Source organism: Kitasatospora sp. NPDC002543, assembly GCF_053594915.1.
In genome coordinates, this window is the sequence record NZ_JBSFWR010000032.1 from 1 (window position 1) to 14,543 (window position 14,543).

The following is a 14,543-nucleotide window of genomic DNA, read 5'->3' on the forward strand; positions in this document are numbered from 1 at the left end:
ACTGGTCCACCCGCCCGCTGCCCGAGCCGTGGCTGCGCTACGCCGCTCTGGACGTCGAGGTGCTGGTCGAGCCCCTCCTCTTCTGCGCGCGACGAGCGATCGGCCTGCGTCCCCGGAGGACGGAGGCCGGCCCTTTAGAGGTCGTAGTAGAGCTCGAACTCGTGCGGGTGGGGGCGCAGGGCGATGGGGGCGATCTCGTTGGTGCGCTTGTAGTCGATCCAGGTCTCGATCAGGTCCGGGGTGAAGACGTTGCCGGCGAGGAGGTACTCGTGGTCGGCTTCCAGGGCCTCCAGGACGGCGGGGAGCGAGGAGGGCACCTGGGGGACGTTGGCGTGCTCCTCGGGGGCGAGCTCGTAGAGGTCCTTGTCGACCGGCTCCAGCGGCTCGATCTTGTTGCGGATGCCGTCGAGGCCGGCCATCAGCATGGCGGCGAAGGCCAGGTAGGGGTTGGAGGCCGGGTCCGGCGCGCGGAACTCGATGCGCTTGGCCTTGGCGTTGGAGCCGGTGATCGGGATGCGGATCGCGGCGGAGCGGTTGCGCTGCGAGTAGACCAGGTTGACGGGCGCCTCGAAGCCCGGCACCAGGCGGTGGTAGGAGTTCACCGAGGGGTTGGTGAAGGCCAGCAGCGAGGGGGCGTGCCGGAGCAGGCCGCCGATGTAGTAGCGGGCGGTGTCGGAGAGTCCGGCGTAGCCCTGCTCGTCGTAGAACAGCGGCGAGCCCTCGGTCCACAGGGACTGGTGGACGTGCATGCCCGAGCCGTTGTCGCCGAAGATCGGCTTCGGCATGAAGGTGGCGGTCTTGCCGTTCCGCCAGGCGACGTTCTTGATGATGTACTTGAACAGCATCAGGTCGTCGGCGGCGTGCAGCAGGGTGTTGAACTTGTAGTTGATCTCGGCCTGGCCGGCGGTGCCGACCTCGTGGTGCTGGCGCTCGACCTCCAGTCCGGCCTTGGCGAGTTCCAGCGACATCTCGGCGCGCAGGTCGGCGAAGTGGTCGACGGGCGGGACGGGGAAGTACCCGCCCTTGTACTTGACCTTGTAGCCGCGCACGTCGCCCTCGGCGGCGCCGCTGTTCCAGGCGCCGGCCTCCGAGTCGATGTGGTAGAAGGACGCGTTGGCGCTGGTCTCGAAGCGGACCGAGTCGAAGACGTAGAACTCGGCCTCGGGCCCGAAGTACGCGGTGTCGGCGATGCCGGAGGAGGCCAGGTACGCCTCCGCCTTCCTGGCGACGTTGCGCGGGTCGCGGCTGTACGCCTCGCCGGTGACCGGGTCCTGGATGAAGAAGTTGATGTTGAGGTGCTTCTCGGCCCGGAAGGGGTCGAGGCGGGCCGTGGCGAGGTCCGGCACCAGGGCCATGTCGGACTCGTGGATGGCCTGGAAGCCGCGGATCGACGAGCCGTCGAACATCAGGATCTCGGACGGATCGAAGGTCGCCGCAGGTACGGAGAAGTGCTGCAAGACGCCCGGCAGGTCGCAGAATCGGACGTCGACGAACTTCACGTCGTTGTCCTGGATGAACTGCTTCACTTCGGCGGCGTTGTTGAACATCCATCCTCCTCGGCGTGCGAATTGGGCTCACCATAGGAATGGGTCGTTTCCACTCGGTGACCCGCTCGTTTCCTCGATGTTAACCGCGACCCTCGGACGGCTGGCAAAGTCGTACGGGACGGTACAAATCACCCCGCCCAGCTGGGCACCCTCCCAAAAGTGGTCTGGACCACTTGGTAAGCCCCGGAACGGCGATTCACCCGGTCGGGGACGATGCCCCGGCCGGAGGGGAGCCGGTGGGGGCGCGGGCCGTCAGCCCGGTTAGTGTGGATTCGTGGACACCAGAGAAGCGTTGGGATCGTGGATCGACGGCCCCCGGGCGGCCGCCGAGAAGATGGGCGCCGACTTCGGCCACCGCGGCGAGCGCCTCGGGCTGCCCAAGGAGGGCCCCGGCTCGATCGCCGGGCCCGGCCGCCGGATCGGCGCGCTGTTCGTCGACGGCTGGCTCGTCGCCCTGATCTCGTACGGGCTGATCGCCCGCGGCGACCAGGCCGAGGCCAACCTGTGGACGAGCCCGCTGTTCTTCGTCGTCGCGGCCCTGCTGTTGTCCACCACCGGCACGACGGTCGGCAAGCGGCTGTTCGGCCTCCGGGTCGTCCGCCTGGACGGCCGCCGCGCCACCATCCCGCAGGTCCTGCTGCGCACCCTGCTGCTCTGCCTGGTGGTGCCGCCGCTGGTCTGGGACCGTGACACCCGGGGCCTGCACGACAAGGCGGTCGGCACCGTCGAGGTCCGCATCTAGCGCCCGCCGCCCGCCGCCCGCCGCCTGGCGCGGGACGGTGGACGCGCCACCGGAACGCGCAGGACACCGGAGCGCGCAGGACGCCGGAACACACAGGACGCCGGAACATCGAAACGGCCCCGCCGCGGAGCTTCCGCGGCGGGGCCGTTCTCGTGTCGTCAGGGGAGGGAGCGGATCAGCGGACCTGGCCGCCCTTGGGCATCCGGGCGCCCTTCGGCATCGGACCCTTGGGGATCGGCGCCTTGGAGAGCAGGTCGCCCAGCGCGCGCAGGCGGTCGTTGGTCTCGGTGACCTGGGCCGCGGTGATGGCGCGGGGCAGGCGCATCAGGTGGATCTGGAGCTTCTTCAGCGGGATCTCGCCCTCGCCGTTGCCCACCACGATGTCGTGCACCGGCACGTCGCCGACCACACGGGCCATCTTCTTCTTCTCGGAGACCAGCAGCTGGCGGACCCGGTTCGGGTTGCCCTCACCGATCAGCGCGATGCCGGCCCGGCCCACCGCGCGGTAGACCGCGTCCTGGTTGCGGGTGACCGCCACCGGGGTGGAGTTGGAGCTCCAGCCGCGCCGGATGTTGTTCAGCACCGCCGCGACGGCACCGGGCTGCCCCTCCATCTGGCCGAACGCGGCGCGCTCGGCCCGGCGCCCGAAGACGATCGCCATGGCCAGCACGGCCACGATGAAGCCCAGGATGCCCAGGTAGACGGGATGCTCGATCGCGAAGCCGATGGCGAGGAACACGCCGAAGGTCAGCAGGCCGACGCCGGCGATGATCAGGCCGATCTTGGTGTCGACCTTCTTGGTCATGGTGTACGCCAGACGGATCTGCTGCAGCCGTCCGGGGTTCTCGGATGTTTCCCTCGCCATAGTGCTCATGGTACGTGGCACGGGTACGGGATATCCAAGCCCGGGTACCCGTTCGCCCCAACCGTGACCCGTGCGCCCGTACGCCGTCGCGCAGAGCGACGCGGGCGCCTCACCGCCGCACGGACCGCGGTCCCGTCGGGCCCGTCCCCGCCGGACCGGTTCCCGGTCGCGTTCCGGAGCCCGGCCCCGCGGTGGTTCCGGCCGCCGCTCCCGCTCCTGCTCCCGCTCCCGCGGCCGCGTGGTCGTGCCGGCGGTCCGCCGCGTACCGGCGGTTCTCGCACACCGCCGCCCACGCGTTGCGCCGTGCCCGCCGCTGGCCGGGGGCGAGCAGCACGCTCTCGGCGAACCGCAGCGCCATCCCCACCGACCGGATCCGCATCCCCATGCCGAACAGCTCCTCTCGCGGCCACGACGGCCGGGATGGCTGAGAAGAATCGAACGTCCACCGGGCGCCCAGTGTCCCCACACCGTGTTACCAGTCCGTGACCAGCCGGTCAAAGCGTGGTGAAAACCGGAAGGGCGGAGCCGGAGCTCCGCCCTTCCCATGGCTTGAAACGATCAGGAGGTCATCCTCGGACCGCCGTCACGCCGTCACGCCGTCACGCCGTCCCGGCCTCGGCACCGGTGCCGTCAGACCGCGGCCTGTTCGCGCCGCTCCAGCGCCTGCCGGTACAGCCGGCCGGCCCGGTACGAGGACCGCACCAGCGGGCCCGACATGACGCCCGCGAAGCCCAGCTCCTCGGCCTCCTCCTGGAGCTCGACGAACTCCTGGGGCTTCACCCACCGCTCGACCGGGTGGTGGCGCAGCGAGGGGCGCAGGTACTGGGTGATGGTGATCAGCTCGCAGCCGGCGCCGACCAGGTCGGCCAGCGCCTGGCTGACCTCCTCGCGGGTCTCGCCCATGCCCAGGATCAGGTTGGACTTGGTCACCAGCCCGGCGGCGCGGGCCTGGGTGATGACGTCCAGCGAGCGCTCGTAGCGGAACGCCGGGCGGATCCGCTTGAAGATGCGGGGCACCGTCTCGACGTTGTGCGCGAGCACCTCGGGGCGGGAGGAGAAGACCTCGGCCAGCTGCTCGGGCACCGCGTTGAAGTCGGGGATGAGCAGCTCGACGCCGGTGCGGCCGGCCTCGCGCCCGGCGGTCATCGCGTGCACCTGGCGCACGGTCTCGGCGTACAGCCAGGCGCCGCCGTCCTCCAGGTCGTCGCGGGCGACGCCGGTGATGGTGGCGTAGTTGAGGTCCATGGTGACGATGGACTCGGCGACCCGGCGCGGCTCGTCGCGGTCGAACTCGGCGGGCTTGCCGGTGTCGATCTGGCAGAAGTCGCAGCGGCGGGTGCACTGGTCACCGCCGATGAGGAAGGTCGCCTCGCGGTCCTCCCAGCACTCGAAGATGTTGGGGCAGCCGGCCTCCTGGCAGACCGTGTGCAGCCCCTCCTTCTTCACCAGCGACTGGAGGGCGTTGTACTCCGGGCCCATCTTCGCGCGGGTCTTGATCCACTCGGGCTTCCGCTCGATGGGGGTCTCGCTGTTGCGGACCTCCAGGCGGAGCAGCTTCCTGCCGTCGGGCGCGACAGCGGACACGTGCGACTCCTAGAACTAGACGGGGTACCCCCAGGGTACGCCTGTGGTTGTGCGGCCTTCGCCGGGCCTACCGCCCTGCAATCGCAGGGCAACATGGCTACCGGCCGGTAGATTCCCTGCGGCCGCCGGGACTTTCCGGCGGCCGTCGGCGCGGGCGCGGGACGGGTCAGCGGTGGGGTGCCGGCTCCGGCAGCTCGGCGAAGACGTCCGCCAGGTGCCGTTCGACGACCGGCGCCGCCTCGGCGGCGGACAGCCCGCGCTTCAGCTCGCCGGTGAGCGAGGCGACGCCCGCGTCCCGGATGCCGCACGGCACGATCTTGTCGAACCAGGTCATGTCGGGGTCGCAGTTGAGCGCGAAGCCGTGCATGGTCACCCCGCGGGCGACCCGCACGCCGATCGCGGCGAGCTTGCGGTCGTCCCCGCGCTGGCCCGCGTTGGACGGGGCGTACTCGGGGCCGGCCAGCCGCGGGTCGATGCCCAGCGGCAGGCCCATCCGCAGGGTCAGCTTGCCGATGTCCACCACCTGTGCCGGATCCACCACGGCGTCCGGGATGGACTCCCCCAGCACCCAGACCCCGCTGCGGCCCTCGACCCGGGTGGACCCGATGCCGAACTCGCCCGCGGTGCGGATCAGCGCCTCCTCCAGCCGGCGGACGTAGGCGATGACGTCGATCGGGTCGGGCAGCTTGACGATCGGGTAGCCGACCAGCTGGCCGGGGCCGTGCCAGGTGATCTCCCCGCCCCGGTTGACCTCGACCACCGGGGTGCCGTCCAGCGGGAGGTCGGCGGGGTTGGTGCGCTTGCCCATGGTGTACACCGACTGGTGCTCCAGGAGCAGGACGGTGTCGGGGATCTCGTCCGCGACCCGCAGCGCGTGCAGCCGCTGCTGCTCCTCCCAGGCCTCCTGGTACGGGACGTGGCGCTCGCCTATGCCCATGTGGACGAAACGCACGTTCTCGCTCATGCGCCCACCTCGCCGCGCTCGGCGGCCCGGTCGCGAGACGCGCTGCCCCCGACTGTCCGCTCGCTTCGCTCGCTCACCGTCACTGTGCTCCTTGCCGGGCGTTCGAGACCAACCTCGCCACTCTACGCCCCGGCCCGGTCGGACCTTCCGGTCGCCCGGGACCGGCCGTCCAGGACCGGCCGTCCGCCGGCCCCCTCGCCCGCCTGCTCAGCCCGCCGGGCGTCTGCTCAGCCGCCCGCGAGGAGCTGCAGGCGCAACGCGAGCTGGAGCTCCAGCGACCGCTCCGGCCGGCTCCAGTCCCGCCCGAGCAGCGCCTCGACCCGGTCCAGTCGCTGGACCACGGTGTTCACGTGGACGTGCAGTTCGTCCTTGGCCCGGGTGAGGCTGCCGCCGCAGTCGAAGTAGGCGCGCAGGGTGCGGACCAGCTCGGTGCCGCGCCGGGCGTCGTACGCCAGCAGCGGTCCGAGCGTCGCGCCGACGAAGCCGTCCACGTCGTGGCCGTCGCCGAGCAGCACGCCGAGGAAGCCGAGCGCCCGGGCGGAGGCGCCCTCGCCGGCACGGCCGAGCACCCGCAGGGCCCGGACGCAGCGCAGGCCCTCGCCGTACGAGGCGGCCAGCGCGGACGGCCCGGCGGCCGGGCGGCCAGCGCCGACGGTGACCGGGAACCCGGCCAGCCGGGCCAGCCGCTCGGCGGCCTGCCGGGCGGTCTCCTCGGGGTCGTCGGTGCCGCCGGCCTCGACGGGCGTCAGCAGCACCACCGTTTCGGCGTGCTCCGCGCTGACGCCCCGGGAGCCGAACAGGTAGCGCCGGGCGGCGCCGGCCAGCCGGCCCCGGTCGTCGGCCTGCCCGTCGGCCGGCTCCGCGACCAGGACCAGGTGCGGCCGGGCGAGGTCGACGCCGAGCCGGCGGCCGCGCGCGGTGAGCCCGGCCGGGTCGCGCTCGGGGGCGGTCAGCAGGTCGGTGAGCAGTTCGCCGCGGACCCGGTTCTCGGTCTCGGCGACGGAGCGGCGCAGCAGCAGGAGCAGCGCGGTGACGACGCTGGCCCGCTCGAACAGCCGCCGGTCGGCGTCGTCGAGGTCGGGCCGGCCGCGCAGCACCATGGTGCCGAGCGCGTCGTGGCCGGCCAGCACCGCGCAGACCCACTGCTCGCCGTGCCGTACGGACCTGCCCTCGGCGCGGGAGGCGGCGACCGCCTCGGCCAGTTCGGCGGCGGGGGCGGAGCGTCCGGCCAGCGGCTCGCCCTCGGCGTCCAGGACCGCTATCTCCCCGCCCAGCAGGGCGGCGACGGCGGCGCCGACATCCGGCACCTCGGCGCCGCGCAGCACCAGGTCGGTGAGCCGGTCGTGCGCCTGCTCGGCGCGCTGGACGGCGGCGGAGTGGGCCCGGACCAGCTCGTTGGCGGCGTTCAGCTCGGCGAGCGCGGCCCGGGTGTCGGCCAGTGACTTGGCGGTGTCCAGGGCGATCGCGGCGTGGGCGGCCAGCGAGCAGAGCAGCGCGACCTCGTCGGGGGAGAAGGCGCGCGGCGTGCGGTCGGCGGCGAACAGGACGCCGATGACCTGTCCGCCGAGCAGCAGCGGCACTCCGATGATCGCCACCAGGCCTTCGTCCAGCACGCCCGCGTCGATCGTGCCGGTGTGGTGGAAGCGCTCGTCGGTGCGGTAGTCGTGGGTGGCGTACGGGCGGGCGGTCTGGGCGACCAGCCCGCCCAGGCCGTGGCCGAGGCTGAGCCGCAGGGTCTGGAACAGGACGGAGACCGAGCCGTCGGTGACCCGCATGTAGGTGTCGCCGGCGGCCTCGTCCGGCAGGGTCAGGTAGGCGGTGTCGGTGCCGAGCAGCATCCGGGCCCGGCGGACGATCGCCTGGAGCACGGTGTCCAGGTCCCGGGAGGCGGCGAGGTCCCCGGCGGTGTCGAACAGGGCGGTCAACTCGGCCTCGCGGCGCCGGTGTTGACGCAGGGTGCGGTGGACCCTCAGGGCCTGCCAGGTGGCGTCGTCGATCTCGGCGAGGACGGCGGCCGGCGCTCCGCGGCGGCGGGCGTCGGCCAGCACGTCGGCGAAGTCCTCGGTGGCGGCGCCGGAGGCGAGCAGGTCGAGCAGTCGCCGCAGCGCGGGTGCGGCGCTTTCCTGAGGGTGGTTCATGGTGCGTGCTGCCAATCGGCGTCGGTTCCGTCGGTTCCGAGAAAGCGCGATCGTACCGGCTCGGTCCTCAGGCGGCGGCGGGCTTTCCGGCCGCGGCCGGGCCGGCCTCCCGGCCGTCCGGGCCCGGCCGTCCGTCGACCTCGGCGAGGTCCCGGCCCCTGGTCTCCCGGCCGCAGAGCACCGCCAGGACGGTGATCGCCGCCGCGATGGCGACGTACACCGCGATGGGGGTGGGGCTGCCGTACTCCTTGAGCAGGGCGGTGGCGATCAGCGGTGCCGGGGCGCCGGCCGCCACCGAGGAGAACTGGGCCCCGATCGAGGCGCCCGAGTAGCGCATCCGGGTGGCGAACAGCTCGGAGAAGAAGGCGGCCTGGGGCGCGTACATGGCGCTGTGGAAGACCAGGCCGACGGTCACGGCGGTGACCAGCGAGCCGAAGGACTTCGTGTCGACCATGCCGAAGAACACGAAGGCCCAGGCGCCCACCCCGACCGCGCCCACCAGGTAGACCGGCTTGCGCCCGACCCGGTCGGACAGCGCGCCGAACAGCGGGATCAGCGCGAACTGGATCGCGGAGGCGATCAGGACGGCGTTCAGCGCGGTCTGCTTGGAGAAGTGCGCGTGGGTGACGGCGTAGGTGAGCACGAAGGTCGTCATCACGTAGTAGGAGATGTTCTCCGCCATCCGCGCGCCCATGGCCACCAGCACCTCCCGCCAGTGGTCGCGCAACACCTCGACCAGCGGCGGCCGTGCGGCCGCCCGCCGGTCCCGCTCGTGCCGCTGCCGTTGGGCCGCCAGGGCCTGCTGGAACAGCGGCGACTCGTCGACCGCGAGCCGGATCCACATCCCGACCGCGACCAGCACCGCCGACAGCAGGAACGGCACCCGCCAGCCCCAGGCCAGGAACTGCGCGTCGGACTGCACCGCCGTCATCAGCGAGAGCACCCCGGCCGCCAGCAGGTTCCCGGCCGGCGCCCCGCCCTGCGGCCAGGACGCCCAGAACCCGCGGCGCCGCTGGTCCCCGTGCTCCGACACCAGCAGCACCGCGCCGCCCCACTCGCCGCCGAGCGCGAAGCCCTGCACCAGCCGCAGTGCCGTCAGCAGCACCGGCGCCGCGACCCCGATCGAGTCGTACGTCGGCAGCAGCCCGATCGCCGTGGTCGACCCGCCCATCAGCAGCAGGCTCACCACCAGCAGCTTCTTCCGGCCCACCCGGTCCCCGAAGTGCCCGAAGACCAGCGCCCCGAGCGGCCGCGCCGCGAAGCCGATCGCGTAGGTCAGGAAGGACAGCAGCGTTCCGGTCAGCGGATCGCTGTGCGGGAAGAACAGCTTCCCGAACACCAGCGCCGCCGCCGTTCCGTACAGGAAGTAGTCGTACCACTCGACCGTCGTGCCGATCAGGCTCGCGGCCACCACTCTGGGGAGTGAGCTGCCCGCCGTCGTGCCTCGCGCGGAGGTGTTCATGGCCACCACTTCCAGAACCAGGGGGGAGACGATGTCGCCACAAGGTAGGAAGCGGCCGACCCCGGGACTATGTGGGTGGCCCACACAGTCCCGGGGTCGAATGTGCCTGTCTGCCCCATGCCGGGGCGGCCGGGCCGGGGAGCGCGCTCCGCTCAGTGGGCCGTCCAGCCGCCGTCGACGGGGAGGCTGGCGCCGGTGATGTAGGAGGCGGCGGGGGAGCAGAGCCAGAGGGCGAGCTGGGCGACCTCCTCGGGCTCGATGAGGCGCTTCACGGCGGTGCGGTCGAGCATGATCCGCTCGACCACCTCGTTCTCGGGGATGCCGTGGGCGAGCGCCTGGGCGGCGATCTGCTTCTCCACCAGGGGGGTCCGGACGTAGCCCGGGTTGATGCAGTTGCTGGTGACGCCGTACGGCGCGCCCTCCAGGGCGACGGTCTTGCTCAGGCCCTCCAGCCCGTGCTTCGCGGTGACGTACGCGGACTTGAACGCGCTGGCGCGCAGGCCGTGGACGGAGGAGACGTTGACGACCCTGCCCCACTCCTGCCCGTACATGTGCGGCAGGGTGCGGCGCAGGATGCGGAACGGCGCCTCGACCATGACGCGCTGGATGAGCGTGAAGCGGTCCGGCGGGAACTCGTGCACGGGCGCGACGTGCTGGAGGCCGGCGTTGTTGACGACGATGTCGGCGTCGTCCGGCAGGGCGTCCACGGCCCCGGGGTCGGCGAGGTCGGCGACGATCGCGCGGCCGCCGATCCGCTCGGCGAGCTCCTCGGCCGGGCCGGCCGCGAGGTCGACGACGTAGACCCGGGCGCCGGCCCCGGCGAAGGCCTCGGCGCAGGCCCGGCCGATGCCCGAGGCGGCCCCGGTGACCATGGCCGTGCGGCCGGCGAGCGGGCGGGCAGTAGAGGTGTCCATGGCCGAGAACGGTAGGAATCCGACGGCCTCGCTCCCATGTGGCGGACCGCCACAGCATCCCCTTGGGCTGTGGTGCCGCCCGCCATGAGGCCGACCCGCGGTCCGAACGGCGGATCGACCCTCGGAGAGGCCCTCGGAAGGGGCCCCCGAACCGCCGACGGTTCGGCCACGGAAGACCAAACCCATCCCGGTCGCGCTTCCCCACAATGGGCGCGGTTGCTTCACCCGTTCGGTGGATTGCTCGGTCAGATCCACCCATAGCGCCCGAATGCTCGCTACATTCACGCCGATTCCCGACAGGGGGCGCCGCCCCAGGCCGCCGAAGTGCTGGTGAAGCCCGGTGCGACGTCCGAGAGGTGTTGACAGACATGCCCCAACGGCCTGCAACCGACAGCCCGGCGTACGGACCGCTCGACCCGCTCGGCCAGCACCGAGGGCCGGTCGGCCGGACCCTTCCGGACGCCCCCGACGCCCTGACCGCCGACACGCTGACCGCCGACGCCCCGGACGCCGACGACCTGCGGCTGCCGGTGCAGGCCACGCCCGACCGGCACGAGAACCCCGGCGCACCCGAACCCGCGCCCGCCCCGGCCCGCGGGCCCGGCCACTCCGGCCCGGCCCCGCAGAACGGCCAGCTCGCGGCGCTGATCGAGGAGGCCGGCTTCTCGCACGCCGGACTCGCCCGCCGGGTCGACCAGCTCGGCCTGGAGCACGGCCTCGACCTGCGCTACGACAAGACCTCGGTCACCCGCTGGCTGCGCGGCCAGCAACCGCGCGGGGCCACCCCGGCGCTGATCGCCGAGGTCTTCACCCGCCGGCTCGGCCGCCGCCTCACCGCCCAGGACCTCGGCCTGGACGCCTGCGCCCCGGTCTACGCCGGCCTGGAGTTCGCCGAGACGCCGCAGGAAGCGGTCGACATCGTGGCGAGCATGTGGCGCAAGGACAACGGCCCGCAGTCCGAGCTGCGCCGGATCGCCTTCACCCCGGCCGGCCTGGTCGTTCCCAGCCGGGACTGGCTGATCGGCCGCACCGACGAGCGGGTCGCCCGGGACGGCTCCACCCTGGTCCGGCCGGACGCCGGCACCGGCCCGCCGTCCGCCAGCGCCACCTCCGCGGCCATCACCGGCGCCCCGGCGCCGGGCGCGCCCGGCGCGTCCCCCGGGAGCCCGGCGCGCGGACCGGCCCCCGGGGCCCCCGCCGCCCGCAGCACCGCCGGGACGACCGGCACCGCCCCCACCATCGGCCGGGTGCCGATCCAGAGCCGCCGGCCGCCGGTCGCCGTCGAGCCGCCCTACACCGACCCGGCCCGCGAGTCCCGCCCCACCCTGCGGGTCGGCCGTGGCGACATCGCCGCCATTCGCGCCGTCGGGGACCTCTTCCGCGCGCTCGACCACGCCTACGGCGGCGGCCACGCCCGCCAGGCGCTGGTGCGGTACCTGGAGAGCGAGGCCGAGCCGATGCTGCGCGGCCGCTACGGCGAGCAGATCGGCCGGGCGCTGTTCGGCGCGGTCGCCGACCTCACCCGGCTGGCCGGCTGGACGTCCTTCGACATCGCCGCGCACGGCCTCGCCCAGCGCTACTTCGTCCAGGCGCTGCGCCTCTCCCAGGCCGCCGGCGACCGCGCGCTCGGCGGCTACGTGCTGGTGACGATGAGCCAGCAGGCCGTCCACCTGGGCCACGGCCGGGAGGCGGTCCAGCTCGCCCGGGTCGCCCAGCAGGGCGTGGGCACCGCCGTGCCGCCGGTCGTCCAGTCGCTGATGCACGCCGCCGAGGCGCGCGGGCACGGACTGCTGGGCGACGTCCGGTCCTGCACCACCGCCCTGGTCCGCGCCGAGCGCTCCCTGGCGGCGGCCCGGGCGGGCGACGAACTGCCCTCCTGGGCGCGGTACTTCGACGAGGCCCAGCTCTCCGACGAGTTCGCCCACTGCTACCGCGACCTCCAGCAGTGGCGCACGGCCGCGCAGCACGCCGAGAAGTCGCTGCGGCTGCGGTCGCCCGCCTACGCGCGCAGCCGGATCTTCTGCCGCCTGGTGCTGGCCACCGCCCGGCTCGGCATGGGGGATCTCGACGAGGCCTGCACCATGGCCACGGACGCGCTGCGGGCGGCGGGGGAGATGCGCTCGGCCCGCTCGCTGGAGTACGTCCGGGACTTCCACCGCCGCCTCACCCCGTACCGCGGCAGCCCGGTGGCGCGCGCGTTCGAGGAGACGGCCCGGCAGGCCGGAGTGATCTGACCGGCGGGCGGTGGTGGCCCGGGCGGGGCAGGAGCGGCCCGGCGCCGGCGGGGCGGGTGGCGGTCCGCTCCGCCCGTCCCGCGTACGGCGGTCCGCTCCTGCCCCGCGTACGGGGCCGGGCCCGCCGGCTCTCGGCAGGCCCGGCCCCCGGCCGCTCCACGGTGGCGGCCACCGGCGGGCCGCGGTCCCGAAGGGCCGGAACGGGAACCCGGTGTCCCGGTACGCCGTCGGTCTGTCACCCCGGCAGACCGCTGACGTGGCCGGGCGTCTCGCCGTGCTCGACCCCGCCGTGCCCGGCCTCGTCGTACCTGGCCTCGCCGTGCTCGACCCCGCCGTACCTGGCCTCGTCGCCGGTCGCCTCGGCGCTTGCCGGCGCTTGCCGGTGCGTGTCGGCGCCTGCCGGCGGGGCCCGGGCCGTCAGGCCGCCGCCTCTGCCTCCGGCACGTCGGCCGGGACGCCGAGGTCGCCCAGAACCGCCTGTGCCGCCCGCCGCCCCGAGACCAGCGCGCCCTGCACGGTGCTGGTGTCCCGGTGGTCCCCGGCGACGTACAGCCCGGCCAGCAGCCGCACCGGGCGGCGGTGGTTGTGCGGCGGAGGCATCGCGGGCAGCGCGTCCGGGACGTGCCGCACGCCGAGGAACTGCCAGCCCGACGTCGAGCCGTCGTACAGCTCGGCGAGCCGGGCCCGGACGGCCGGCTCCAGCCCGGCCGGGCCGCCGATGTCGAAGGCGCGCCGGCCGAGCACGGTGCTGGCGATCAGCGCCTGGCCGGCCGGGGCGTAGGACGGGTGCAGCTCGCTGAGCACCAGCGAGTGCGAGACCAGGGGCGGGTGTCCGTTCGGCCGGTCGCCGTCGAGCAGCAGGACGGCCTCTCCGAGCGGGGCGGCGTCGGCCGCGTGGTAGAAGGTCGTGACGGGGTGGAAGTCCGGCAGTCGCAGCCCGGGCAGCAGGTCGGCGGCGGAGCGGGCGTCGGTGGCGACGATGACGGCCTGGGCGCCGATCCGTCCGTGGCCGAGGGTCTCCACGCCGTCCGCGGCGATCGAGGTGACCCGCACCCGGGTGCGGACGGTGCCGGCGGGCAGGGCGGCGGCCAGCTGGGCCGGGACCGCCGCGATCCCGCCGGCGGGCAGACAGAGCCGTCCGCGGGCGTACGAGCGCAGCACGAGGTCGGCGACCCGGCTGCTGGTGCCGAGCGCGGGGTCGGAGAGCAGGGCGCTGAGCAGTGGGCGCAGGAAGCCGTCCACGGTGCGCTGGGCGAGGCCGTGGCCGGCCAGCGCGCGGGCGGTGGTGGTCTCCGGTCGGGCCTGGAGCCGGCCGACCGGGGTGGTGGCGAGCCGGCCGAGCCAGCCGGCCAGCCGGGCCTTGTCCAGCGGGCTGCCGAGCGGGGCCCGGGTGGCGGCCTGCCGGGCGACGGTGAGTTGGGGGTCCCCGGCGCGGTAGCGGCGGCCGGAGTTGTGCACCAGTACGCCGGGCGCGAGCGGGCGCAGGTCGAGGCGGTCGAGGTCGAGGGTGCGGCGGAGTTCGGGGAATGCGGTGTTCAGCAGATGGCTGCCGTCGTCGAGCCGGAATCCGTCCTGTTCGCGGGTGGCCATCCGGCCGCCGATCCGGTCGGTGGTCTCCAGAACCTGAACGGTGAGGCCGTGGCCGGTGAGCGCGCGGGCGGCGGCCAGGCCCGCGAGTCCGGCGCCGACCACGACGACGTCCGGGTCGGACGGCCGGCGGGCGCGACGGGTGAAGTCGTACGTGGGCACTGGGATGCTCCCTCCCTGGTCCCGGGGCTCCGGCCGACGCAGGCAGCGGGGTGCCGGGACACGGTCCGTGGAGGGTGATGCCCAGTCAGTGTGAGCGTCAGACAAGCGCATCGGGCCGGATCCGGGGGTCCGGGAGGGTCCTGCGGCGCCGGGCGGGGGTGCGGTCACGGACAGTGCGCCGTGGCGGCCGGGTTCGGGGGTCGGCGGGCGCGTACGGTCACCGGGGGCGTGCGACGCGCCCACCATGTGCTCCCATGCGCCCCCTCCTCGGGCCCCCTCGAACCCGGCTCGGCATATGCCGCTGGCCAGGGTGGATGCCGTTCTCGGAGTGCGTACGAGTGCCG

10 protein-coding genes are annotated in these 14,543 nt (G+C 73.9%); 2 read left to right on the forward strand and 8 right to left on the reverse strand.

What is annotated here, in order from left to right; genetic code table 11:
• Positions 1-134 precede the first annotated feature (134 nt).
• Complete coding sequence (glnA, locus tag ACWD4P_RS15975; RefSeq protein WP_359825750.1) at positions 135-1,547, reverse strand: type I glutamate--ammonia ligase; 1,413 nt, start codon at positions 1,545-1,547, stop codon at positions 135-137.
• Between the two features lie 274 nt (positions 1,548-1,821).
• Here glnA and ACWD4P_RS15980 point away from each other — a divergent pair, with 274 nt between their 5' ends.
• Positions 1,822-2,289, forward strand: a complete 468-nt coding sequence (locus tag ACWD4P_RS15980) for an RDD family protein (protein WP_359825747.1) — start codon at positions 1,822-1,824, stop codon at positions 2,287-2,289.
• Positions 2,290-2,464: 175 nt separating this feature from the next.
• On the opposite strand, the gene ACWD4P_RS15985 is transcribed toward ACWD4P_RS15980, so the two are convergent.
• The 6 genes from ACWD4P_RS15985 to ACWD4P_RS16010 form a co-directional block, all read right to left on the reverse strand.
• Complete coding sequence (locus ACWD4P_RS15985; protein ID WP_449779995.1) at positions 2,465-3,163, reverse strand: DUF4191 domain-containing protein; 699 nt, start codon at positions 3,161-3,163, stop codon at positions 2,465-2,467.
• Positions 3,164-3,784: 621 nt separating this feature from the next.
• The gene (gene lipA / locus ACWD4P_RS15990) at positions 3,785-4,738 is read right to left on the reverse strand and encodes a lipoyl synthase (protein ID WP_360349931.1); all 954 of its coding nucleotides are present in this window, start codon (positions 4,736-4,738) and stop codon (positions 3,785-3,787) included.
• 166 nt (positions 4,739-4,904) lie between these two features.
• On the reverse strand, positions 4,905-5,702 hold the full coding sequence (lipB, locus tag ACWD4P_RS15995) for a lipoyl(octanoyl) transferase LipB (RefSeq protein ID WP_359825740.1): 798 nt from the start codon (positions 5,700-5,702) through the stop codon (positions 4,905-4,907).
• A 227-nt stretch (positions 5,703-5,929) separates the two neighbouring features.
• Entirely contained in the window at positions 5,930-7,840 is a 1,911-nt protein-coding gene (locus ACWD4P_RS16000; RefSeq protein WP_449779996.1) for a helix-turn-helix domain-containing protein, read from the reverse strand.
• 67 nt (positions 7,841-7,907) lie between these two features.
• Positions 7,908-9,302, reverse strand: a complete 1,395-nt coding sequence (locus tag ACWD4P_RS16005; RefSeq protein ID WP_449779997.1) for an MFS transporter — start codon at positions 9,300-9,302, stop codon at positions 7,908-7,910.
• A gap of 152 nt (positions 9,303-9,454) precedes the next feature.
• On the reverse strand, positions 9,455-10,216 hold the full coding sequence (locus ACWD4P_RS16010; protein ID WP_359830581.1) for a 3-hydroxybutyrate dehydrogenase: 762 nt from the start codon (positions 10,214-10,216) through the stop codon (positions 9,455-9,457).
• Positions 10,217-10,584: 368 nt separating this feature from the next.
• Between ACWD4P_RS16010 and ACWD4P_RS16015 the strand changes: the two genes are divergently transcribed.
• Positions 10,585-12,450, forward strand: coding sequence for a regulator (locus tag ACWD4P_RS16015; protein ID WP_359830583.1), 1,866 nt, complete (start codon positions 10,585-10,587; stop codon positions 12,448-12,450).
• 417 nt (positions 12,451-12,867) lie between these two features.
• On the opposite strand, the gene ACWD4P_RS16020 is transcribed toward ACWD4P_RS16015, so the two are convergent.
• Positions 12,868-14,199, reverse strand: a complete 1,332-nt coding sequence (locus ACWD4P_RS16020) for an FAD-dependent oxidoreductase (RefSeq protein WP_449779998.1) — start codon at positions 14,197-14,199, stop codon at positions 12,868-12,870.
• Positions 14,200-14,543: the final 344 nt, after the last annotated feature.